Origin of the sequence: Paraburkholderia sp. BL18I3N2, from assembly GCF_003001875.1 — a bacterium.
GTDB classification, from domain to species: domain Bacteria; phylum Pseudomonadota; class Gammaproteobacteria; order Burkholderiales; family Burkholderiaceae; genus Paraburkholderia; species Paraburkholderia phytofirmans.
On record NZ_PVNC01000001.1, the window covers coordinates 464,434 to 487,139 of the forward strand.

At 61.7% G+C, this 22,706-nt stretch carries 17 protein-coding genes; 7 read left to right on the forward strand and 10 right to left on the reverse strand.

The genetic code is table 11. The features are described 5' to 3' along the window. Nucleotides 1–60 precede the first annotated feature (60 nt). From B0G75_RS02170 to B0G75_RS02220, 8 genes are all read right to left on the reverse strand, one after another. On the reverse strand, nucleotides 61–2,283 hold the full coding sequence (locus B0G75_RS02170) for a polysaccharide biosynthesis tyrosine autokinase (RefSeq protein WP_106300210.1): 2,223 nt from the start codon (nucleotides 2,281–2,283) through the stop codon (nucleotides 61–63). 57 nt (nucleotides 2,284–2,340) lie between these two features. After that, nucleotides 2,341–2,793, reverse strand: coding sequence for a low molecular weight protein-tyrosine-phosphatase (locus B0G75_RS02175; protein ID WP_106300212.1), 453 nt, complete (start codon nucleotides 2,791–2,793; stop codon nucleotides 2,341–2,343). After that, nucleotides 2,790–3,962: a polysaccharide biosynthesis/export family protein gene (locus B0G75_RS02180; RefSeq protein WP_308705660.1), complete on the reverse strand. Its 1,173-nt coding sequence runs from the start codon at nucleotides 3,960–3,962 to the stop codon at nucleotides 2,790–2,792. The genes B0G75_RS02175 and B0G75_RS02180 overlap by 4 nt, the downstream gene beginning before the upstream one ends. 130 nt (nucleotides 3,963–4,092) lie before the next feature. Beyond that, nucleotides 4,093–5,508: an undecaprenyl-phosphate glucose phosphotransferase gene (locus B0G75_RS02185; RefSeq protein ID WP_106300216.1), complete on the reverse strand. Its 1,416-nt coding sequence runs from the start codon at nucleotides 5,506–5,508 to the stop codon at nucleotides 4,093–4,095. A 2,030-nt stretch (nucleotides 5,509–7,538) separates the two neighbouring features. After that, nucleotides 7,539–8,807: an isoprenylcysteine carboxylmethyltransferase family protein gene (locus B0G75_RS02205; protein WP_106300222.1), complete on the reverse strand. Its 1,269-nt coding sequence runs from the start codon at nucleotides 8,805–8,807 to the stop codon at nucleotides 7,539–7,541. Nucleotides 8,808–8,886: 79 nt separating this feature from the next. Beyond that, entirely contained in the window at nucleotides 8,887–10,524 is a 1,638-nt protein-coding gene (locus B0G75_RS02210; RefSeq protein WP_106300224.1) for a collagen-like triple helix repeat-containing protein, read from the reverse strand. 279 nt (nucleotides 10,525–10,803) lie between these two features. Beyond that, entirely contained in the window at nucleotides 10,804–11,964 is a 1,161-nt protein-coding gene (locus tag B0G75_RS02215; protein ID WP_106301764.1) for an iron-containing alcohol dehydrogenase, read from the reverse strand. Further along, entirely contained in the window at nucleotides 11,964–12,272 is a 309-nt protein-coding gene (locus B0G75_RS02220) for a putative quinol monooxygenase (protein ID WP_106300226.1), read from the reverse strand. The genes B0G75_RS02215 and B0G75_RS02220 overlap by 1 nt, the downstream gene beginning before the upstream one ends. 541 nt (nucleotides 12,273–12,813) lie before the next feature. Between B0G75_RS02220 and B0G75_RS02230 the strand changes: the two genes are divergently transcribed. The 7 genes from B0G75_RS02230 (at nucleotide 12,814) to B0G75_RS02260 (ending at nucleotide 19,832) form a co-directional block, all read left to right on the forward strand. Further along, entirely contained in the window at nucleotides 12,814–13,446 is a 633-nt protein-coding gene (locus tag B0G75_RS02230) for an RNA polymerase factor sigma-70 (RefSeq protein WP_374956867.1), read from the forward strand. Nucleotides 13,447–13,574: 128 nt separating this feature from the next. After that, entirely contained in the window at nucleotides 13,575–13,814 is a 240-nt protein-coding gene (locus B0G75_RS02235; protein WP_106300230.1) for an MbtH family NRPS accessory protein, read from the forward strand. 85 nt (nucleotides 13,815–13,899) lie between these two features. After that, nucleotides 13,900–14,940, forward strand: coding sequence for a TauD/TfdA family dioxygenase (locus tag B0G75_RS02240; RefSeq protein WP_106300232.1), 1,041 nt, complete (start codon nucleotides 13,900–13,902; stop codon nucleotides 14,938–14,940). Continuing rightward, on the forward strand, nucleotides 14,937–15,803 hold the full coding sequence (locus B0G75_RS02245; protein ID WP_106300234.1) for an ABC transporter ATP-binding protein: 867 nt from the start codon (nucleotides 14,937–14,939) through the stop codon (nucleotides 15,801–15,803). The genes B0G75_RS02240 and B0G75_RS02245 overlap by 4 nt, the downstream gene beginning before the upstream one ends. After that, the gene (fhuB, locus tag B0G75_RS02250) at nucleotides 15,800–17,908 is read left to right on the forward strand and encodes a Fe(3+)-hydroxamate ABC transporter permease FhuB (protein WP_106300236.1); all 2,109 of its coding nucleotides are present in this window, start codon (nucleotides 15,800–15,802) and stop codon (nucleotides 17,906–17,908) included. The genes B0G75_RS02245 and fhuB overlap by 4 nt, the downstream gene beginning before the upstream one ends. Continuing rightward, nucleotides 17,908–18,723, forward strand: a complete 816-nt coding sequence (gene fhuF / locus B0G75_RS02255; RefSeq protein ID WP_106300238.1) for a siderophore-iron reductase FhuF — start codon at nucleotides 17,908–17,910, stop codon at nucleotides 18,721–18,723. The genes fhuB and fhuF overlap by 1 nt, the downstream gene beginning before the upstream one ends. A 5-nt stretch (nucleotides 18,724–18,728) precedes the next feature. After that, complete coding sequence (locus B0G75_RS02260; RefSeq protein WP_106300240.1) at nucleotides 18,729–19,832, forward strand: ABC transporter substrate-binding protein; 1,104 nt, start codon at nucleotides 18,729–18,731, stop codon at nucleotides 19,830–19,832. 190 nt (nucleotides 19,833–20,022) lie between these two features. Here B0G75_RS02260 and B0G75_RS02265 read toward each other — a convergent pair whose 3' ends face one another. Continuing rightward, entirely contained in the window at nucleotides 20,023–20,463 is a 441-nt protein-coding gene (locus tag B0G75_RS02265; RefSeq protein WP_106300242.1) for a YciI family protein, read from the reverse strand. Nucleotides 20,464–20,697: 234 nt separating this feature from the next. Next, entirely contained in the window at nucleotides 20,698–22,464 is a 1,767-nt protein-coding gene (locus B0G75_RS02270; protein ID WP_106300244.1) for a cyclic peptide export ABC transporter, read from the reverse strand. Nucleotides 22,465–22,706: the final 242 nt, after the last annotated feature.

Here is a 22,706-nt window from a genome sequence, read left to right on the forward strand (position 1 = left end):
CTTGTCGCGCTGTTACGGCAAGGATTTCTAGCGCGGCCCATCGCGAACCAGTCGCTCATTTCATGTGTCCGACGCGTTACTCAGATACGCATAGCCGCCATAGTCCCCGTACTGTGCAGAGCGCAAGCTTGGTTTGAAGCCGTTGAAGACGATGCCGGTGATCTTTGCTCCGACGCGTTCGATTCGCTTTGCGGATTCGAGAAGCTCGCCGCTGCTAGTCATGCCCGAACGTGCCGCCAGAAGAACAATTCCGGCGAAAGGCGCGAAGACTGTGGCATCTGTGACCGGAAGCACCGGCGGTGCATCTAGAAGAACAATGTCGTATCGGCCGGAGACGTCTGCAAGAATTTTGGCGATGCCGCCCGAAGACAGTAACTCCACCGGCTGCGCCATCAACGGACCCGTAGCGAGGAAGTCCACGTTCGGAGACACGTCTTTGATGATGGCCGCTTCCAGCGGCATGTCATCCCGGAGCACGTTGGAGAGACCGACCTTGCCGGACACGTCGAACTCAGCAGCCAGATGGCCCCGGCGAAGATCCACGTCCATCAACAGCACGCGTTTCTTGGACATTCCCAGCAGAGTCGCGAGATTTGCGGATGTGAATGACTTGCCGATACCGACCGAAGGTCCAGTCATCAAAATGACGTTATTCTTCGGGTTCTCCAGCAGCGCGAACTGCAACGCGGTGCAGAGACTTCGAATGGCTTCGACTGCCGGCTCTTGCGGTCGCGCCAGTGCGAGAATCGACGGACCGCGACGGCCGCCTCGTTCCCTGACTCGCGTCAGTTGACGCTGGGTATCGCTCAGCGGGATAGTCGCAATGACGTCAAGAGACAGATCACGTTCGATATCCATGGGGTCAGTCAGCCCGCCAAACAACGTTGAGCGTGCCAAGGCGAATCCGATTCCGCCAAACAACCCGATGACGGCTGCCAAAGCAATAACGAGGGCTTTCTTCGGCTTCGTCGGTTTGTCGGCGACCAGTGCGTGGTCGATTACGCGGACGTTTCCAATCTTGCTTGCCGTAGCAAGTTGCAGTTGTTGAACGCTATTGAGCAATCCGACATACAGGCTTGTTTGAACAGTCACGTCACGATTCAGTCGGACGATATTTTGCTGATCGTCAGGAAGGCGCTGGATCGACTCGTTGAAGTTGTCGATATGCGCGCGCGCGGCGGCGATTTGTTGATCCAGTGCGAGCACGGCGGGATACTGAGCGCTGTAGATGGTTGCGAGTTCCTTACGTTTTTGCTCGAGTTGGAACAGACTGGACTGCGCCTCGACGGCCTGCCCCAGCACGGCCTTCGCCTGCTCGCTGAGATCAACGACTTTGTGGCGGTTCTGATAGGCATTGAGACGGTCTTCAGCCAGCCTCAGGCCGCGCTCTACGTCCGGAAGCTGGCTTTTAAGGAAAACGAGGGACTTTTCCGCCGCCGCCGCCTTGCGGTCGGCATTTTGCGTGACGTAGTTTTCCGCGATCTTGTTCAATACTGCCGCTGCGCGGGCTGGATCCTGGTCGTCATAGGTCACACCGATGACGCCGGATTGATCCTTGCCCATCTCTGTAATCACCAGATCCTTTCGCAACTGCTCGAGGATTTGAATTCGGGAATAGCGCCTCAGCTCGAATTTTGCGTTTTCCCGGCTGCTTAACTGCGACACCAGCAGCTTGATCGGCCCGGAGGAGGTGTTCACCAGCAAGGGCACACCGACCACGCCCATGACATCGGCGTCAAGATCGCTGCCCGAAAGCCCATACCGATTGTTGCCCAGCGCGGTGACGGAGAACTTATCTTCTTCAAACTCACCAGGCACGTCGAATTGGTCGACCACTATGCTTTCCGAGCCCCAGGCATAGCCGCCTACGCCGAGAATTCCCGGCTGAGACAACGAAGTTCGATGCTTCGCGATGAATGCCCCCAGTAACGGAAAGTATTTGGGTCTGGCGTCGATGTAGAGGCGTAACTCGTCGACCATGTTTGCGGTGACAAGTCGCGAGTCGAGGATCTGCATTTCGCCGTCGTCCGTTGATTTGATGTCGAACAGGGACGTCAATCCGCTCATCAGGTTGCCGGCCGCCGCGCCTGCAAGGTCCGAGTTGTTTTCCACCTGAACCGTGATGTCGCCACGGTAAATCGGCGGTGCGAGTAATGCGTACATGACCCCGACGAGCATGCACAGGATAGTGACCGAAACTATCAACTTCTTATTCTTGAAAATGACATCTATGAGTGCACGGATGTCAATTTCGTCCTCGTCACGGGAAAATTGATTTTTCATTTTTTTGTAAGCTCGTATTTCAACGGTTTATTCGCGCGATTCACCGGCCTCATCGTCTTATGCACGCAAGCCCCGGGACAGATCCACAATGCGCCTTGTCCAATCCAGCACACCGCGTTCAATCAAAACCATTGCCTGATCGTAGATGCGCGCTGATCGGCCAAACGGATCCGGCACATCGACGTGATCGGCATCTGCCAATCGGTAGACCCGACCGCGCGCAGTCGGATAGAACTTTTCGATTGCCTGCTTCTGAGCCAACTCCATCACAAGAATCAGGTCAGCTGCGCCACACACTCGCTCGTTGAGACGTCTGGCTACGTGGGAGGACATATCGATCCCCCGGTCCGATAGCATCTCGCGCGCGAAGCGGTCCATCGGTGCGCCTTTGGCAGCGGAAAGACCCGCTGACGCCACTTCGATGTCGGACAGTTCCCGCTGCAGAAGCCCTTGCGCCATCGGACTGCGGCAGAGGTTGCCCTCGCAGACTATGAGTACCGTATCGATCATTTCGTCACAATCGCCGTAGTTAGACCCGCATTGATGGCTGGGAGAAGCAGACTCAACACGCGGCTAAAACGCACGAGGCCGTTGCCGTCGACGTACACCACGTCTTTCGGTTGCAGTTCGAATTGATTCGCCAGGATCATTGATACCGGGGAGTGCGCGTCGAGATGGAAAACCTCTGCCTGCGAATCTGTCGATCCACGTATCACGTAGAGCTGTGCCGCGTCCGCGCTGGCGGTGTTCAGGCTGCCGGCTTGCGAGAGAGCATCGCTCAATGTGAGCTTGCCGCTCTTCATCGGTAGCGCTGTTACTGGCTTATTAACTTCGCCCATGACGAACACGCCGTTGTCGTCACGCGATACGACTCTCAGCAGATCTCCGTTCATAAGCATGATCCTGGATGGGTTTTGATCGCTCTCGAGCATCTTGGAGAGGTTGAGGCGATATGAAACGCCGTTGCGCACCAGGATCATCCGGCTTTGGTCAGCGGCCGTACTGAAGCCACCGGCACGGTTGATCGCTTCATACAGTGTCAACGGAATGTCGTTGACCGGTACAGCGCCAGGGGTCCTGACTTCGCCGTCCACATAAATCTGCTTGGCGCGAAATGATGTGACTCGAACGGTGAGTTGCGGCTTGATGAAGATTTTCGACAACTCCGCATATACCGCTTGTTGAGCCTGTTCGACGCGAAGACCGGCTACGTGGATTGAGCCTGCGTACGGAAACTGTATGTTTCCGCCGTTGTCGATCACAAAGCCTTGGGCCGGATCGAACGGTCTGGAATTGTTCTGGTTCTGCGTACCCAATGCGGCTGCCAATTCGGGATGGTCCCAGACGGTGATCTGCAGTACATCTCCTGCGCCGAGCGTGTAGGGGCCAGGCTGTCCCGACAATTGGCGGGTTTGATCCGTGCTCGTCTGATCCGAGGTATCGCGCAACTTCTTGATCAATGCCGTATTGATGTCGACGATCGGAATCTGCAGAGCCGCTTGCTGACCTTGTGCATCGCTGTTTCCCGTTGGCAAGGTTGCTGATGTGGGCATCCGCATGCCGGGCGCGGCTGCGCATGCCAGGAGTCCGTAACAGAGTGCGGCGCATAGAGCTCTGTGTAAGTGCCGACGATATTGACGCCAAGCGCCGTATTCAAAAATTTTCTTCGAATGGCCCATAGAATGAATCCTCGTATTGTTCAATTTTTTGGCCAGCTGGCTGGAGTCGTCGATGTACCAACTGACTTCGTTAGCGAGACGCGCTAGCCATTGTTCTAGTTATTGCTGTGCCAGAATCTTTCAGGTTGCCCTAGTACGCGTTCCGATGCGTAAATCCACGTACGACGGTTGCTAAAACGATTTTCATGTCTAGCCCGAAGGACCAATTCCTCAGGTAGTACAGGTCATGCTCGACCCGCTTTTGCATTTTTTCGACGCGGTCCGTTTCTCCGCGGTAGCCGTTCACTTGTGCCCATCCGGTGATCCCAGGTTTGATTCGGTACCGGTGGATGTATCCATCTACGATCGTCCGATAGATTTCGTCGTGTTCAATGGCATGCGGGCGCGGCCCGACTATCGACATATCGCCTCTTAGCACGTTTAGGAATTGCGGCAATTCGTCCAGACTCGTGCGCCGCAAGAAGGCGCCTACCGGCGTGATCCGTGGGTCGTTGCGTGACGCCTGCTTGACGACACCGGGCTCGCAAGCGTGCACTCGCATCGTCCGAAACTTGTAGATCTTGAAGACCTGTCCGTCGGCTCCTTTTCTCTTTTGTGAAAAAAAGACTGGGCCCGGTGAAGACAGCTTGACTGCGACTGCAACGGAAACCATCAGAGGCGCCACGCAGAACAACGCGGCGATAGCAAATAGCCGATCGAAAATCTCTTTCTTTAGTAACGCATGCGACGACAAAGGCGACGCAACGAGATTGATAGCCGGCACGCCGATCAGGTCGATAACGCTACTGTCGAACAGCGCCAGGCTGCTCACATCTGGAAGAAAGCGAATGTTGACCAGGTCGTCACGGAATTCCTGCAAGCAGCGCGAAATCATGCTTTCTTCCGACAGTGGAAGTGCAAGCCAGATTTCCTGAAGATTTTCGGTTCGAACGAAGTCGGAGAACTCGGTGAACTTATCGAAAAGCGGAGTGTTTGAGATAGAACGCTCAGCACTTGGAAACAGGTCGAATGCCGCTGACACCCGGAAGCCACTCGCCCGTGCTGCCTGGATGCTGCGCACCACCTGCTGACAATGCGATCCGCGCCCAACCACCGCGACACTGCGCAAATTCAGGCCTGCGTCACGCATGCGGCGCAACAGCGCATACGTCAATGATCGGGAAACGATGAGTGCCGCACCGGTCATGCCCGTCCAGTAGGCGAACCAAAGTCGTGATATGAGATCCGTCCGATGCAGGGAGAACATTAAAACCAGCCCGCAACTTTGCACGACTAGCCACGCGAGAGAGATCTGGCTAATGAGACGGAGCATGGAGCGGCCTCGCCACGACTGATAGACCCCGAACACTGGAAACAGTGCCAAAGCGAAAGCTGCGGCAAATGCGATGAAACCTGTATCAACATGATTCCCTGTCAGATCCTCAAAGCGAATCTGTGAAGCTGCAACTGCACCTCCGACAATCAACGAGATGTCGAGGACTCGTGCGAGCAATCCTTGAAAGCCCGCTGACTTCCTGCTCTCATGTGCGGTTGAGATAGCGTTCATGCTATGGCCGTGTCCTATACGCCTTTCAGGCGCACGTGGTGCCCCAGAAACAATCCGTCTTGTGACAAGATGGATTCTGTTTTTAGTATTCCTCTGTTCTCGGAAATCAGCCCATGGACGACATCGTGTTCTTGCTGAACCCGGAGGGGATGGTTCGGTTGCTCGCTGATCGGCTACGCAAAAACTTTCGTATGCCAGGCCAATGCCCTGTGCGGTCGCACAAAATGCAGGCGGCTACCGGTCGAAAGTGCGTTGCCGTGCTCGGTGCTTTCCTCTGGCGTAATCTGCTAGAGAACTGGCCCACCCCGAGCCAGATCGAGCTGTTGAAAGAGATACTCATTTGCTTCCCCGTTTCTTTAGCCTGCGTCTTTTGCGCAGCGATAGGGTTAAGCAGCAAGCATGCCAGGCATCGACTTTGGTTTGGAAGGTTTCGCGTCTTGCAGCGGAGTCAAGCCTGGCGACGGCTCCGGGTTTGTGCGTGATAATCGGTTGCGATCTTTGCCGTGGATCTCGCGGTGGCGTAACGTAACAGCGCGCCGTAACGTCCTGGCTTTGTGTCGGCTCGAGAGCGATTAAAGAAACCGGCAGTATTGCCGGCGACCTGCGATCTGACTGTTGCGGGACGCCTTTTTGTGGCGTCCGCCGCGCTACTTCGTGGTCGTACCTGTGCCGCCCGTGCCACCGGTCGCGCCGCTGTTGCCGTTGCCTGAAATCGGTGAAGCCGCGCCGGCGGAGAGAGCCGCCGGGGCTAGAGACGTTGCCGGCTGCCCGTCGTAATCGCGCCTGCCGCCATCAAGGTATCGAGGTTGGAGTCGGCGCCTGGTTGCGCAGGTGTAAAGGAAACGGTGAGGAACGACGATGATGAGAGAGTGATGCCTTACATTGTCTTCAGCAGTTGAGCAACACCGGCCTGAGCGTTCGCGATGACTCGTCACGTTACGTGGCGCGCAACGGCTCGCCCAAGCCGGGAACGGAAAACGGGAGGTGCTGCGTGTTGTGTCCCAAGAGAGGCTGGTGCTGCTGAGCTCGATGTGCGTCGGGCATCGCTTTCGCTTGTGGCGCACAGAAACATCGGACCCAACCTGGGCTCGCAGGAATGCTGTTGAATGCGTGCCGGAGTTTTTGCTGATGCCGATTAACTGGAGCAAAGACGGATGTCGCCGATTTGAAATCTAATCAACATGACACATCCAGATGCCGCAGGTTGCGTTGAAAGAAAGCACGGAGCTAATTGCGCCGCACCTCGAATTCACTCTACATGAAGAAATTGCTTTCCATATCGCGCCAATCCCGCCGCGTCGTCTCCACACTGCCGCGGTATCCAGGGAGCACGAACTTTAGTACCGAGTGGCGTTCTCCTGGTACTGCTTTCCGCCTCAAACCTATCCAGATCCCCAAGCAAATGCTGGATCTGCGAAGCTTGCGTTTCAGTCAACCGGAATTCGCTTTGTATACGTTGAAGCCGCCTCCGCCAATAAGCCGGCTGCAATACGGGCTCACCGCGAAACGCGCTGAGCGATGGCACCATCACACGCGCCACGTGTGCGATATCTTCATCCATTGTCATGCCATAACCCCGATGACCTCACCATTCATTTAGTAGTGGCCTTGTTCTTATGTTGCGGGTGGACTGGATCTATCCTGCAGTGTGCAGCCGATCGCGGCGGCCATCATCCTACAAAGCCGCAATCTTTCGGTCAAGGTTTCTAATGTTCGATGACGCAAGGACAGCCTGACTCAAGCCGAGCCGTCACGCGGTTTGTTCGATCCGACATGCACTTGCTGCGCTGCATGATCTGCTGTTTCTCGGGAGCCGGCCAATACGAGTACCGTGTCACTGATCTGCATCTATAAAAAGGCGACTCGCTTACGGTTGTCTTGCAATGTGTCCGATGGCGCTGCTCGCTCGATTGGCGTTAGCCATGAGGAACTCTTGATTGAGCCGGTTGTGGTCAGCATGCCTTGTGAGGCTTCGACATTGTTTGATCTAAAAGGGTATCGGAACGCAGGCTTTTCTCAGACTTCGTTACTCAATCAAACACTCTCGACGACCTCGCAAAGACGCCATTGCGCGCAATCCACGCCGCGTACTCCCGGTACTCCGGATCATTCATCAAATGCTTTTCTTCTGTCTTAGCGCGTAAGAAATAAAGCATATTGACAGCCAGTAGCGCCGCGCAATGCGTTACCGCCGCTCGCCATCCCAGCGGCTCGATAAACGGCACGGTCACCATCCAGTAAGACAGATTCTTCGCGATATAAGCGGGATGCTTGGTGAACCGATAAGGTCCCGAAGTAATGATCCCGCGATTCGTCAAATTCGAAAACCGCAAGCCGAACGAGATGGTCGCAAGCGCATAGCACAGCAGCAAAGCGACGATGAGCGCGCCCCACACAACTCGCACAACCGGCATCGAAATAAGCCAGTTGTCCCAGAACACCGAACCTTCGTAATGAATGTACTGGTTCGAGATGAGCGACCAGAACGGCTGATAGCAGATCAGTGCAACGAGCCAACCCAACGTCGTCGGCTCTGCGCTGCGCACGTGACTGTCGAGTATGCGCAACGTGCAGATGTAACCCACGGTGCCGAACATCAAGTCCATCGCGAACGACAGGTCATACATGAACCGGAATGTCGCGAGCGAAAACGGAGCGTTCAGCGCGGTCGTCAACGACGCGTTGAGGTGATCCGCATTGGTGGACAGGTAGACGATCATCAGCGGAAGGAAGAAGGCCTTCACCATCCAGCCCGCCAACATCTCGCGCACTGGGCGCCAGTTCGCGGGACGCTCGCCGCGGAATAGGAAGCGCGCCCATAGCAGGTACGCGTCGGCTGTTTCGCGCTGATGCCGGTCCATCCACGCGAAGTAGAAGGGCGCCGCGATGAGTACATAAGGCGCGAGCGTACCGAGTAGCGACCAGAAGGGGTTATAGAAGGCGCCGTGATATTCGGGCAGCAGCCAGTAAAGCGCGCCGATGCCCGCATACACCGAGACCAGGGCCGCGAGGCGCAATACGACGCGCACGATGCTCAGCGGCCGCACCGCGCGGCTCGAGAGGCCCGCGCTCTGGCGCAAATAGACGCGCGCGACGAACAGTTCGTAAGCGGCGATTGTCGCGATGATCGCCAGACAGGCAACGGTGCTGCGCGTCGCGCCATCGAGCGAGCTGCTGTCGCGCAGCAACCAGAGCGTGAGCAATCCGACGACGATCCCGAGCAGGCCGATCGAAAAAGGGGTCGCCGAGCGCGGCCGCGGGTCGTGCACGCGCGCGACGGTATCGAAGGTGGAGTTCATGTCATCCCTCGTCGTCATGACATTGAAGGCGGCCGGGCTGTTGATTTTTTGGTGCCCGGCCGCCGTGCTTACGTAACGCTTATTTGCCAGCCGCCGCGACGCCGCCGAGCAGTCCGCCGACTAGGTTGGTCACCGGCGCGAGCGGATTCTTGTTCCCCGAGCCGCTGCTGCCTGCGGCGCCGGCCGAGCCGCCGCTCAAGCCGCTGATGAGGCCCGTCACCGGATTGGCGGCCGCGGGGCCCGGCGAGCCGCCAGCGCTGACACCGCCGGTCACGTTGACCGTCAACGAGCCGAGCACGCTGGCGACGGGTGCCAGCGGACCGCCCGTGCCCGATGTCCCGCCTGGTGAACCGACCTTGCCGAGAAGGCCGGTAAGCGGCGCGAGCAGGCCGGCCGCGCCGCCGGCGCCACCCGTGCCACCCGCTGCGCCGCCGAGCGATCCGAGGTTGCCGATCAGGCCGGTCAACGGCGGGATCGAGACGCCGCCCGAGCCACCTGCGCCGCCGAGGCCGCCGAGCGGCCCGAGCAAGCCCGTGATCGGCGCGAGCGGATTGGTGGTCGCGCCGGTGAACAGGCCGCTCGTGTTCGTCACGGTTTTGCCCGATTGGCTCACGACGCCGCCGACGTCCTTGCCGACCTGATCGCCGGTGGCGCCCGACACTTTGAGGCCCGCCACGTTGAGTCCGTTGCCGAGCGTGCCGAGCAGGTTGTCGAGCGGTGCGCCGAGACCTGTCGCGCTGCCGAGCGTCTGCGTCGTGTTGGAGACGGTGGTGGTGATCGGGTTGATCGCCGAACTGAGCTGTGTTTCGATCTGCTGGACGGGCGCGCTGGTGAGCGCGGTGTTCAATCCCGAGCCCACGGCCGTGACGCCGCTGCCCACACTGCCGACGACGCTGCCTAGCGTCGACGTCACCGGGGAAAGCGGTTTCAACGGGCCGCTGCCGAGACTGTTTACCACGCCGCCCAGCGCGGTCACGGCGGCACCGGTATTGGCGACGACGCCGGAAGTCGAAGTCAGCGTCGGGCCGAGCGGATTGGCCGTGCTGCCGACAGTGCCGAGGCCCGCGGCGGTGCCGTTACCCAGCACCTTCACGCCGTTGCCGAGGTCGGTGATCGCGTTGCCGAGGTTCGAGGTCGTTGCGCCGTTGACGCCGGGAACCGAGGTGCCGCTGATCTTGGTGCCGGTGTCGGCGGTGGTCGTGCCGACAGCTGTGATGAGATTGCTGGCCTGAGTGATGATGTTGCCGATGGGGGTGGAGGAGGTGCCCGAAGTACCGGAGGTGCCCGAAGTACCGGAGGTGCCCGAAGTACCGGAGGTGCCCGAAGTACCGGAGGTGCCCGAAGTACCGGAGGTGCCCGAAGTACCGGAGGTGCCCGAAGTACCGGAAGTGCCCGAAGTACCGGAAGTGCCCGACGTACCGGAGGTGCCCGACGTACCGGAGGTGCCCGAAGTGCCCGAAGTGCCCGAAGTGCCCGAAGTGCCCGAAGTGCCCGAAGTACCCGAAGTCCCCGAAGTCCCCGACGTACCCGACGTACCCGACGTACCCGAAGTCCCTGACGTGCCCGAACTCCCCGAAGTCCCCGACCCCGACGTGCCACCCAAACCGCCACCGCCGAGTCCGGGACTTGGGGTGTTAAGCGTCGACCCGCATCCGTACAGCGCGAGTAAAGCAGACGTCGCAACAGCGATGGCTGTCCGACCGGCAAATTTTTTCATGATGTCCCCGTTGAACGACTATTGGCGGGGACACTGCTGCAAGTTGCACGCCAAATGTCATTTATGGCGTGATCGTGCTATCAGCGCGCAGGTATATCGAAAAAATCAACCATAAGAAGAATTTAACCCGATTGAATCGCGATTTTAATCTCAACGACAAAGCCGTGTTCCGCCCGAGTGCTACGTAACGCGAGCGCCGACCGTAACGATGCGCAGCACGCCGCAATCATCGCGCGGCACCTTCGCATCGGAACGGCAAGCACCCGCCGCAAACCCGCATCAAAACGCAGCCGCATAAATCGCCAGCGCATCCGCCTCGGTCACCGGCCGCGGATTATTCACCAGCAACCGCGTCTGCAACATCGCATCGCTCGCCATCCGCTCCAGCCCGCTTTGCTCGATACCGACGTCGCGCAGACGCGCGGGAATCGCCGTCGCGGCAATCATCTGTTCGAGCCGTTCAATCAGCGCTTGCGTCTTGCTCTCGTCGCTGCCGGTGACGCCGGGCACGACTACCTCGGCAAGTTCCGCGTACAACGGCGCCGCCGCTTCCGCATTGAACCGCAACACATGCGGCAGCACGAGCGCGTTCGAAAGACCGTGCGGCACGTGATAAATGCCGCCGATCGGATACGCGAGCGCATGAACCGCGGCAACCGGCGAGTTCGCAAACGCCTGGCCCGCGAAGGTGGCGCCGAGCAGCATCGCCTCACGCGCCGCGCGGTCGCCGCCGTTCTCACAAGCGGGCAACAGGTTGCGCGAGAGCAGGTCGAGCGCCTTCACCGCAAGCAGGTCGGAAACCGGATTCTTCAGATGCGCGGACGTGTACGCCTCGATGGCATGCACCATCGCATCGACGCCGGTCGCTGCGGTCGCCGCAACGGGCAGGCCAAGCGTGAGCTCGGCGTCGAGAATCGCCAGATCCGCGATCAGTTGCGGCGCGACCACGCCCATCTTCTTCGCTTCACCCACCGTCACGATCGACACGGCCGTGACTTCGGAGCCGGTGCCCGCGGTGGTCGGCATCTGCACGAGCGGCAAACGCGCCACCGTGATCTTGTTGACGCCGTACATCTCGCCGAGCGCCTGCTGTTGCTGCGGCGCGAGCACGGCGATCAGCTTCGCCACATCCATCGATGAACCGCCGCCGAGCCCCAGCACGATTTCCGCGCCGGCAGTCCGGGCACGCGACCTCGCTTCGAGCACGATGTGTTCGGGCGGATCGGCGATCACGTCGTCGATCACGGTGGCGTCCCAGCCATGCGCCGCAAGATCGGCGAGCGCCGGCTTCAACAGCCCGCTCTTGTGCAGAAAACCATCGGTGACGACGCACACACGCGATAGCGCCGGAAATTGCGCGCGCAACAAAGCGCCGAGGCGGCGCGCCGCGCCGAACTCGACGACGAGCGTTGGCACCGTTTGAAACCGGAACGCGTTCATCATGGCGCGTCTCCGGACACCATATGGCTTTCGACTTCGCGCCGGTCGAGCAACGGAATGATGGTGCCGAAGCCGAGCCGCTGGAAATGCTCGGTTTCGCGATGTTCCGCGAGCCCGCCGGCGTCGCTGTAATTCTCGAGAATCACGAAGTGGTCCGGATCCAGCGGCGAGCGAAAGAATTCGTAGTAAAGATTCTTCGGCTCTTTGCGGGTTGCCGCGGCGAGTTCCGTAAGGGGCTTGACGATCGCGTCGCCGTTGCCGGGTTTGGCGAAAAAATGCGCGATCACCTGCAGGTAAGCATGGGCCATCAGTCACACTCCAACGGGGTGAATACATCAACGTTTCAACGTTCAGGATCCGGGTTCCGCGACTCGCTGTCACGGGTCGGGACCGCGACGGCGCCGTCGTTCATGGGCGCGGGCTTCAGTTGTACCAGATTCGCGTCGTCTTGCTCCAGTGCGTCGACGCCACGCGGGCAGGTGGAGCGTTCCGTCGCGAAGACTTCCTATATATACCGGGAGTGCGAAGCGTTGGAGCGCAAGAGACCCGAACGCGACTGCTTCGGACCAGCGCACGGATTTCCGCTATTGCGCGACGGTCTCCAGCGACGCACTCGTCGCCGTTGGTGCGGATACCTAACATAATTTCACGACCTTGAGTCAGGACGAAAAAACGGCGGAAAACCGTTATGCATTTGGAATCATCAGACAAAGCTATCGGAAATTGTAAGGTTATTCCAAATCTTGATTGAGAATGATTCGCGTTTACGTTAGATTGGCGCTCCATCCTTTGAGAAAGCGGAGCGAATCTATGGCTGAGGTGCTCGTTCGGCGAGAGCCTTCAACAGCGATGCCGATATCGGTTCTCAACGTCGCAGGCGCCTGTCCACCGGTTTCGCGGCGCGCGCGCAACCCCGCGCGTGCGGTCGATTGGGAGAAGGGCACGCTTCTCGACGTGCTGATCAACAACCGGCCGATGCTCGTCAATCTGGCGCGCGGCTTCGTGGGTTGCGCGAGTCTCGCGGAAGACGTGGTGCACGACGTCTTCATCAAGCTGGTCGACTTCCCCGATCAGGACGCGGTGCGTCAGCCGGTCGCGTACGTAACGCGCATGGTGCGCAACGCGTCGATCGACGCCTTCCGCCGTCAGAGCCTCGAAAACACCTATCACGCCGACGAAGACGACGGCCTGCACGTGCCATCGCCGGAACCTTCACCGGAAGCGGCGCTGCTCGTGCGCGACACGCTGCGGCATGTCTACAACGCGCTGGAGCAACTGCCGCCGCGCAGCCGCGTCGCCTTCGAAATGGTGCGCCTGCGCGAAGAAACGCTGCAAAACACCGCGCGCGCCCTCGACGTCTCGCAGACGCTGGTGCATTTCATGGTGCGCGACGCCGAGAAGCATTGCGCCGATTGCCTCGACGCCTGCAATCGCGGCGTGGCCGGCCCCGCGTTCTGCAGCGGACGCGCGCGCCGGCGGTAAAAAAGCGCGCGCATCAAACGTCAACTGAATAGAAGCGGTGCGCGAGCGAATGCCGGCGCCGCGGCGCCGGGACATGCCAGTGGGCTGTCCGGGCGCTTCCTGACCTTTCATCGACTGAGCCTTTCATCATGACGCAAGCACAGCAGACCTCCAGCGCGGCAGCCGGCGAGGCGGACGACCTCGTCTACACCGTCGTCATCAACGACGAAGAGCAGTACTCGATCTGGCCGACCTTCCGCGACGTGCCGGCAGGCTGGCGCGAAGTGGGCGTGCGCGGCCAGAAGGCCGAATGCCTCGCGCACATCGAGACCGTGTGGACCGACATGCGTCCAGCCAGCTTGCGCAGACACATGGACGCGGCGGGCTGAAGAACGCGACGGCCTAAAGCACGCAGTGCAATCGAGCAGGTCGGCCATGTGCCGGCCGCGCCGCTCCAGCAAAAGGATTCAGAGTATGACCATGCTTTCCATGCCGTTGCCCACGCTCGCCGATTTATCGATCGAGCCGGGCTTGCCGACTGTCGTCTCGCCGCGCGCGGGCGCGGAGATATCTTTGGAGGAAGCGGCGCCGCTTCTACGTTCGATCGTCGACGACACGCTCGAACGCGCGGGCGGCGTGCTGTTCACGGGTTTTCGCGTGGCCTCGATCGACGCGTTTCAAAGTTTCGCGGGCTCGTTCGGGCATCCGCTGATCGGTTATGAATTCGCTTCGACGCCGCGCAGCCAGGTGGAAGGCGCGGTCTATACGTCGACGGAATATCCACCGCATCGCTCGATTCCTTTGCATAACGAGCAGTCGTACACGCGCGAATGGCCGCTGCGTATCTGGTTTCATTGCGCGCTCGCCGCGCGCAGCGGCGGCGCGACGCCGATCGCCGATAGCCGCGCGATCTATCGCGCGCTCGATCCGGCGTTGGTCGAGCGCTTTGCAAAGCGTGAACTGCTCTATGTGCGCAACTTCGGGCAAGGGCTCGATCTGCCGTGGGAGCAGGCGTTCGGATCGGACGACCCGCGCACCGTCGAGCAGATTTGCCGTGCGCGTGGCATCGAATGCGAATGGCGCGACAGCGAAGACGGCGAACTGCTGCTGCGCACGCGCGAGCGCTGCCAGGCAGTAGCGCGCCATCCGCGCACTGGCGAGCGTGTCTGGTTCAATCAGGCGAATCTGTTCCATCTTTCGTCGCTCGACGAAGACATGCAGGAGGCGCTGATCGATTCCGTCGGCCTCGAAAACGTACCGCGCAACGTCTATTACGGCGACGGCGAACCGCTCGAAGCCGAGGCGCTCGCGGAAATTCGCGGCGTGCTGGATCAGCAACGGATCGTGTTCCCGTGGCTCACCGGCGACGTGCTGATGCTCGACAACATGCTCACGGCGCACGCACGCGATCCGTTCGAAGGCCCGCGCAAAGTCGTGGTCGCGATGTCACGAAGCTACAGCGAAGCCGAAAGCGAAAGCGAAAGCGAAGGCAAGAAGCGGACGGCCGCGCAATGACGAAATCGCAGGGCGCGGCGCTTGCGGCGCATTCGCTGACGGTCGGCTACCGCGATCACGTCGTGCTCCACGGTCTGAATCTGAAGATCGCGGCCGGCCGCGTCACGGCCTTGTGCGGACCGAACGGCTGCGGCAAAAGCACGCTGCTGCGCACGCTTGCCGGCTTGCAACCGGCGCTGTCCGGCAGCGTCGATGTCAACGGTGTGCCGCTCGCTTCGCACCGGCGCCGCGTGTTGGCGCGCACGCTCACCATGCTCGCGCAGTTCAACCAGATCCCGTCCGGCCTCACGGTGCGTGAGCTGGTCGCGTACGGCCGTTACGCGCACGGCGGCTGGCTGCGCGGACTCTCGCGCGCCGACCACGCGGCGATCGACGAAGCGCTCGTCACCAGCGGTCTCGCCGACGATGCCGCGCGCGACGTCGCCGCGCTCTCGGGCGGCGAACGGCAACGCGCATGGATCGCAATGGCGCTTGCGCAACAGGCGCCGATCGTGCTGCTCGACGAACCGACCACGTATCTCGACATCCACCATCAACTGGATATTCTGCGTGAATTGCGGCGCCTGAACCGCGAGCGCGGCCTCACGATCGTGTGGGTGCTGCACGACCTGAATCAGGCGGCGGCCTACAGCGACGAAATCGTGTTGATGCGCGCGGGCCGCATCGTCGCGCAAGGCTCGCCTGATGCGATGCTCGACCCGCGTCATCTCAACGAAACCTTCAGCGTGCCGATGCTCAAGATCGCGCACCCGCAAACGGGTGCGCCGATGTGCGTGCCGGCGTATGAAGGCGACTTCACAAACAACGACGCCGATGCCGCTTCACTCCGCGAGGAAACGATGAGCAAGGACGTCGCCGCATGACGACGCTTGCCGCGCGCAAACGCCCGCGCCGCAGTACTCAGGCGATGGACAGCTATCGCGCGCCCGTCAAAAGCCGCGTCACGACGATCGGCGCTGCGCTCGTTGCGTTGATCGTGGTCGTGGCGGCAACGCGGCTCGCGCCCGGTTTCTGCACATGGCTCGCCGCGCCCGCGGGCAGCGACGCCGCGCAACTCGCCGGCATTCTGCTGTTCGACCTGAGCGTGCCGCGCATGCTGGCGGCGCTGGTGGCGGGCGGCTGCCTCGCGGTGGCCGGCACCTTGTTTCAATCGCTGACGCGTAACCCTTTGGCTTCGCCCGATCTGCTCGGTATCACCGGCGGCGCTCAACTCGGCTTGCTCGCCGCGATGCTGGTGCCTTCGCTCGCGGGCGTGGCTTCCGTGCCGCTGCTGTTCGCGTGCGGTCTGGGCGCGGCCGCATGTGTGGCCGCGGCGGCAGGCGGCTGGCGCGCGACGCCGTTGCGGCTCGTGCTCGCCGGCAGCGTCTGCATGCTGCTGTTCTCCGCGCTGACCACGCTGATTCTCGCGTTCTTCGAGCAGAGTATCGTCGGCGTGTCGTTGTGGGCGAGCGGCAGTCTTTATCAACCCGGCGCGGCGGGGTTGAAGATCGCCGCGTCGTGGCTCGTGTTGCCGCTGATCGCGTTGCCCTTCGTGATTCGTCCGCTCGATCCGCTCGCCCTGGGCGACGACGCCGCGGCGGCAGCCGGCGTCCGCGTGGATGCCACCAGGCTTGCGGCGATGGTGGTCGCGGTGGGCTTCGCGAGCGTCGCGGTGAGCGTCGCGGGACCGCTTTCGTATGTCGGCCTGATCGCGCCGAACCTGCTGCGCCAGGTGCGTGGCGCGAAAGCGTCGCGGTTGGCCGCGCTCGTGCCCTTGTCCGCGCTGGTCGGCGGCGCGCTGGTGCTCGTCACCGATAGCGCCGTGCAGGCGCTCGATCTCGACGCGACGCTTTCGACCGGCGTGGCGATTGCCTTCGTCGGCACCCCCTTGATGCTCGCGATGATCCGCAGCGGCGCCGCATGGTCCGGCGCTTTGCATGCCGGTCAGGAGCGCGCCGTCGCGCGAGCGGGCACACGCTTCGTGCGCGCGATCGATGCGTGGCCGTGGCCGCTGACGGCAAGCGCGTTGGTGCTGCTCGGCGTCGTGCTCGTGTGTGCGGGCGCGTCGTTCGGTCCCACGACGATCGGTGTGCAGCGCTGGCTCGCGGCGTTCGATCACCGCGACGAACTCGCACGGATGTTGCTCGACCTGCGCTTGCCGCGCCTCATCTGCGCGTTGCTCGCGGGCGCGCTGCTCGCCGCAAGCGGGGTGCTGATGCAAAGCATCGTGCGCAATCCGCTCGCGGGACCTGAAGTACTGGGCGTGACGCAGGGCGCGGGCCTCGCGACGCTCGTCGCGCTCGTGATGTGGCCGCTTGCGACCCACTCGACGCTGGCCGCCGCTTCGCTCGCGGGTGGCGGCATCACGCTGGCCCTGACGCTCCTGCTGAATCGCCGGCATCGCTATGCGCCGCTCGCGGTCGCGCTGACGGGCATCGTCATCGGCACGCTGTGGACGACGCTGTCGCAATGGCTGATCACGCAGCAAAGCGTGCAGCCCGCGCGTTTCGTCGTTTGGTTGGTGGGCGGCACGTATGGGCGCAGTTGGGGCGAAGTGACGACGTTGCTGCCGTGGTGCGCGCTGGCCGTGCCGGTGTTCGCGCTGCTCGCGCGGCCGCTCGATCTGCTCGCATTGGGCGACGACCAGGCGGCCTCGCTGGGCTTGCCGATCGGCGTGTTGCGTCCGCTGGTGCTGACCGTGGCGACGCTCGCCGCGTGCGCCGCCGTTGCCGCGGTGGGACCGGTGGGCTTTATCGGCTTGATGGCGCCGCATCTGGCGTCGATGCTCGGTGCGCGGGCTCATCGCACGCGCTTGTGGCTGGCGGCGGCGTGCGGCGCGCTGGTGCTGGTCGTGGCCGATATCGCGGCGCGCACGCTGCTGGCGCCGCGCGAAATTCCCGCCGGCGTGCTGACCGCGCTGATCGGCGCGCCTTATCTGCTCGCGCTGCTGATCATGGAGGCTCGGCGCGAGAAGCGAGGCAAACGGTGATGCGGCAACTCGACGACGATCAGCGCGCGCAGTGCTTCGCGCAATTCGCGCCGGAGTCGATCGCGCATTATCTCGAGCACGTGTGGCTCGGCACGCCGAACGCGATCGAGGAACCCGCACTCGCTGGTGACGCAACCACGTCGCTGAGCGTGATTCGCGCCAGCGAGTTGACCAAATATCGCACCGAATTGCTCGATGCAATGGTCACGCTGTACGGCGGCGAGCGCGAAACACATGCACGTGCGTTGTTGTCGCAATGGACCAAGTACTACTTCGGCTTCGCGGCGACGGCCGGCTTCGTTGCGGCAGCGTTGCTGCGCCGGCCGCTCGCGATGTCGCCGGACAGAACCCATGTCGTGCTGCGCGACGGTCTTCCCATTGCCGCGTATTTCGCGCCCGACGCACTGCAGCCGGTTGAGTGCGATCCGGCACGCCGTTACGCGCCGCTCGTCGATCATCTGAATACGGTGATCGAGACGCTGTGCGCAATGACAAAAATCGCGCCGCGCGTGTTGTGGAGCAACGCCGGCAATCTGCTGGACTATCTGTTCGAACAATGCGCGCCGCAGTTCGATCTGACGGATGACATCGCGTGGCTCTTCGGTCCGATCGCGGCCGATGGCGAGACCAATCCACTGCGTCTGCCCGTGCGCCTGGCAAAACCTCGCGCCGCGAGTCTGCCGAACCCGTTCAGCGCACGGCGCGTGTGCTGCGTACGTTATGAAATTCCTGGAGAGACGCAACTGTGTGGACGCTGCCCCCTGCTACTGACGATGAGCGATGCGGAAATCGCATTGCAGGCCGCTTCGCATTGACACTGATGACGTCGGCGACGCCCTCGGCGCCACGGTCACGCCGCGAGAAGAAAGGCACGTGTTTCAGGCAGCTTTGCGCAAATGCGGTGATGGCGGCCACGCTGCTTTCCAACGCGCATGCATTTGCGCAAGGCAGCGGCAGCGCAGCCGGGACAACCGGCCCGATTCAATTAACCGCCGCGCAAGCGCAGCCGCAAACCTGCAAGCGGCTCGCCGGCAACCCAATCGTCTCGCAAGCCAGTCCGTCGTTGCCCGCCCAGCCGAAGCGCATCGTCGTCCTCGAATTCATGTTCGCCGAAGACCTGGCGGCGGTTGGCATCACGCCGGTCGGCATGGCCGATCCCGAGTACTACCCGGTGTGGATCGGTTACGACAACGCGCGTCTTGCGTCGGTGCCCGATATCGGCACGCGGCAGGAGCCGAGTCTCGAGGCGATTGCGGCGGCCAAACCTGATCTGATCCTCGGCGTCGGATTGCGCCATGCGCCGATTTTTGCGGCGTTGGAACGCATCGCGCCGACGGTGCTGTTCAAATACGGTCCGAACTTTACCGAAGACGGCGCACACGTCACGCAACTCGATTGGAGCCGCAAGATTCTGCGCACCATCGGCTGTCTGACGGGACGCGAGGACGCGGCGCGCGCCGTCGAAGCCAAGGTGGACGCAGGCTTCGCCCGCGACGCGCAGCGTCTCGCCGAAGCGGGCCGTGGCGGCGAACAGGTAGCGTGGCTGCAGGAGTTGGGCTTGCCGGACCGCTACTGGGCGTTCACTGGCAACAGCACGGCAGCGGGTGTCGCGCATGCGCTCGGGCTTAACCTGTGGCCCGCTGAAGCAACGCGCGAAGGCACCGCGTACGTGAGTTCGGAAGATCTATTGAAGAAGCCGAAGCTGACCGTACTGTTCGTCACTGCGACTGAAAAGGGTGTCCCGCTCGCCACCAAACTCGATTCGCCGATCTGGCGTTTCGTGCCGGCTCGCAGCGCGGGGCGCGTCGGGCTTGTCGAGCGGAATATCTGGGGTTTTGGTGGACCGATGTCGGCGCTGCGGCTTGCCGACACGATGACCGATACGTTGTTGTCGTTGCCGGCGCCGGGCGTCAACAAGCAATAACGCTAACTCGACGAGGAGCCGGTTCGTGCAGGGCGAGTTCGGGATCCATGATTTAAAGCTAGGCCTCGGAGTGCCCGCGCGACTGACAGGAACGAGTGGGCGCGAACGCAACGCGCGCCCACGGACTATGGCCCGCAGTCAAACTTGCCCACGAGACGATCAAGCATGCACTGCGCGGCGAACGCTTTTATCAGTGGCGCTCTTTACTTTGATTGGATTCGATCTGCTGTCGCAGCCGCGCTTCACTTTCCCGAAGTTCCGGCGTGAACGCCTCTCCAAAGTCCGCGGCCTCGTAGAAAGGCCGAATTTCGATTTCCGAGTCGCTCGGCATCGGGTTCGGGCAGCGGCGCACCCATTCGATTGCTTCTTCCATGGATTGCACTTGCCAGATCCAGAATCCGGCAACCAGTTCCTTGACTTCGGCGAACGGACCGTCGACGACGCTTCGGTCCTTGCCGGAAAACTTCACCCGCACGCCCTTCGAGCTCGGTTTCAGTCCGTCGCAGTCGACCAGAATGCCGGCCTTGGCCAGTTCCTCGTTGAATTGGCCCATCGCCGCGAAATCCTCCTTGCTGGGCAGCTGACCCGTTTCGGATTCGGGGGTTGCCTTGACCATGACCATTACGCGCATTTCGGTTCTCCTGTCAGAAAGGTCGGCCACCTGTTTCGTCGGAAGACAATTCGGTGACTTCAGCACTACGACGATCGAATGCGCACGGAATCGACAGGCGATTGGCTCAATGGTCCAAAAAAAATTGCCGAGCGAACCGCGCAGGCCTGCGATGCGTCCCTATCGCTACACGCGACGCCTGAAAGCCCGCTGAGCGCCTGACCACCAGCGCCCAACGAGCCGTCCTCCACTTCATCACCCCATCGTACCGTTGGCCACCGCCGGGCTTTGCACCGCCTGTGCCGCACCATGCGTCTCACTGACGATACTGCCATTCTCCAGCTTCAACACACGATCCGCGAGATGGAAGTAGCGGTCGTCGTGGCTGATTACCAGCACGGTCTTGCCGCGCGAGCGCAACTCCGGCAACAGTTGCTCGTAGAACACCGCTTTGAACTGCGGGTCCTGATCGGCGGCCCATTCGTCGAACAGATAGAACGGCCGGTCCTCCAGATACGCGACCACCAGCGCGAGGCGTTTGCGCTGACCGGTGGAAAGCGCCCGCGTGGAGAACGCGCCGTTCACGACGTGCACCTTGTGGTCGAGCGCGAGCTTTGCAACCAGCGCGTTGGCGCGGGCATCCGCCTGCGCGCGTGAGGCATCGTTCGGATCGACGATGCCAAGCAGCGCGTCGAACAGATGGAAATCGTTGAACACAGCCGTAAAGCGCTGCCGATACGCAGCGCGCTCAGCGAAGCCGACCCGCTTGCCGTCCAGTTCGATCGTGCCGTCTTCGGGTTCGTAGAGACCGGTCAGCACTTTCGCTAGCGTCGTCTTGCCGCTGCCGTTGCCGCCGACGATGAACACCAGCTCACCCGGCCTGAAAGTCAGATTGACCGGCCCGACTCGGAACATCCGCTCGTCGCGCTCATGAAAGTACGAGTGCGTGACATTGCTGAGGGTGAGTGTGCGATACGGTGCGTGCGAAGCATTTTCGTCAGGCGGCGGCGAGGTGCGCAGCGCGCCGAATTCGCCCATCACCTTCTCGATGCGATCGAGCGAGACGCGCGCCGCATTCAATGTCGGCACGTTGTTGAGCAGGCCGTCCAGCGGCAGCAGCATGAACAGGAACACCACCACGTAGCCCGATGCCGACGGCGCATCGGCGTGCACGCCGAGTGCCGGCCAGAATGCCGCGACGCCCAGGAACACATAGAACAGGAACACGATCCAGCCGACTCCGACCGCATACGCGCTGAATGCGCGGCGCCGATGATCGCGCACTTCGTCGATGGCCGAGCCGAGCTGGCCGTCCACGAATTGACGCGAACGCGCCTGATGCAGCTTCAGTTCCTTCGCGCCGGTGAAGAGCGCGCCGAGATAACCGAACAGCTTGTCCTGCGAGCGGCCTGCTGCTTCGAGCGAAGCGATCGCGCGCTTGTCGCCGGCGTGATAGCCGAGCGAGCCGACCAGGATCGCGGCGACGGCAAGCAGACAAACTGGCCACGACAGCCACGCCAGATAACCGAGGCAGCCGAACACGATCGAGCCGTGCATCACCAGATTGGGCAGTGCGAAGAACAGCATCGACACGTTGGTGGCGTCGTCGGTCAGCACGGACTGTACGGGCGCCGCGCCGATCCGTTCGACATCGCGCAACTCGGCCTCGGCGACCCGCCGCGCGACATGCTCACGCAACTGCGCCATCGTGTCCTGCGAGAGGCGCGCGAACAGCACGCCGGTGATCACGCGCGTGACGAGCGCGACGACCGCGCACACCGCGAAACGCATGGCGAGCGACATATCGGCGGCGCCTGTTTGCGACAGTGCGCGGCTCAAGGTTGCGACGAGCAGCACGCTGGCGATGCCGTTCAGCACGCAGGCGGTTAGCGCGATCGCGAAGGAACCGCGAGAGCGTTTGAGCAGCGCGACGATCAGGCGCATGGCGGGCTTGCCCGCGGAGTTGGAGGGAGGTGAAGCAGACGAGGGTGGCGCGTCGTAGCGCTCGTTGGCAGCGGTCATCGGCAATGTGTCGCAGTGGGTCGCAATGGATCGGCGAACGGCCGCGCATGCGCGCATGCGGCCATTCAGCGGGGCGCAAAGACACGCCCCTCGCCTGATAGACGAATGGGCAAAGCAAACATTTACCGCGCGCGTTCATCTGTCACGTCAAAAAGATGCAGTCCAAATAAAAACAGCACACGCGGTAAAGATTTGCGATCGCGGATCGTCACACCAATGAAGCGGCCCATTGCGGCCTGCGA

Bases quoted from the DNA above. Each gene is read 5' to 3' on its own strand.
- B0G75_RS02170 (WP_106300210.1), bottom strand. From the start codon at position 2,283: ATGAAAAATCAATTTTCCCGTGACGAGGACGAAATTGACATCCGTGCA.
- B0G75_RS02175 (WP_106300212.1), bottom strand. From the start codon at position 2,793: ATGATCGATACGGTACTCATAGTCTGCGAGGGCAACCTCTGCCGCAGT.
- B0G75_RS02180 (WP_308705660.1), bottom strand. From the start codon at position 3,962: ATGGGCCATTCGAAGAAAATTTTTGAATACGGCGCTTGGCGTCAATAT.
- B0G75_RS02185 (WP_106300216.1), bottom strand. From the start codon at position 5,508: ATGAACGCTATCTCAACCGCACATGAGAGCAGGAAGTCAGCGGGCTTT.
- B0G75_RS02205 (WP_106300222.1), bottom strand. From the start codon at position 8,807: ATGAACTCCACCTTCGATACCGTCGCGCGCGTGCACGACCCGCGGCCG.
- B0G75_RS02210 (WP_106300224.1), bottom strand. From the start codon at position 10,524: ATGAAAAAATTTGCCGGTCGGACAGCCATCGCTGTTGCGACGTCTGCT.
- B0G75_RS02215 (WP_106301764.1), bottom strand. From the start codon at position 11,964: ATGAACGCGTTCCGGTTTCAAACGGTGCCAACGCTCGTCGTCGAGTTC.
- B0G75_RS02220 (WP_106300226.1), bottom strand. From the start codon at position 12,272: ATGGCCCATGCTTACCTGCAGGTGATCGCGCATTTTTTCGCCAAACCC.
- B0G75_RS02230 (WP_374956867.1), top strand. From the start codon at position 12,814: ATGCCGATATCGGTTCTCAACGTCGCAGGCGCCTGTCCACCGGTTTCG.
- B0G75_RS02235 (WP_106300230.1), top strand. From the start codon at position 13,575: ATGACGCAAGCACAGCAGACCTCCAGCGCGGCAGCCGGCGAGGCGGAC.
- B0G75_RS02240 (WP_106300232.1), top strand. From the start codon at position 13,900: ATGACCATGCTTTCCATGCCGTTGCCCACGCTCGCCGATTTATCGATC.
- B0G75_RS02245 (WP_106300234.1), top strand. From the start codon at position 14,937: ATGACGAAATCGCAGGGCGCGGCGCTTGCGGCGCATTCGCTGACGGTC.
- fhuB (WP_106300236.1), top strand. From the start codon at position 15,800: ATGACGACGCTTGCCGCGCGCAAACGCCCGCGCCGCAGTACTCAGGCG.
- fhuF (WP_106300238.1), top strand. From the start codon at position 17,908: ATGCGGCAACTCGACGACGATCAGCGCGCGCAGTGCTTCGCGCAATTC.
- B0G75_RS02260 (WP_106300240.1), top strand. From the start codon at position 18,729: ATGACGTCGGCGACGCCCTCGGCGCCACGGTCACGCCGCGAGAAGAAA.
- B0G75_RS02265 (WP_106300242.1), bottom strand. From the start codon at position 20,463: ATGCGCGTAATGGTCATGGTCAAGGCAACCCCCGAATCCGAAACGGGT.
- B0G75_RS02270 (WP_106300244.1), bottom strand. From the start codon at position 22,464: ATGACCGCTGCCAACGAGCGCTACGACGCGCCACCCTCGTCTGCTTCA.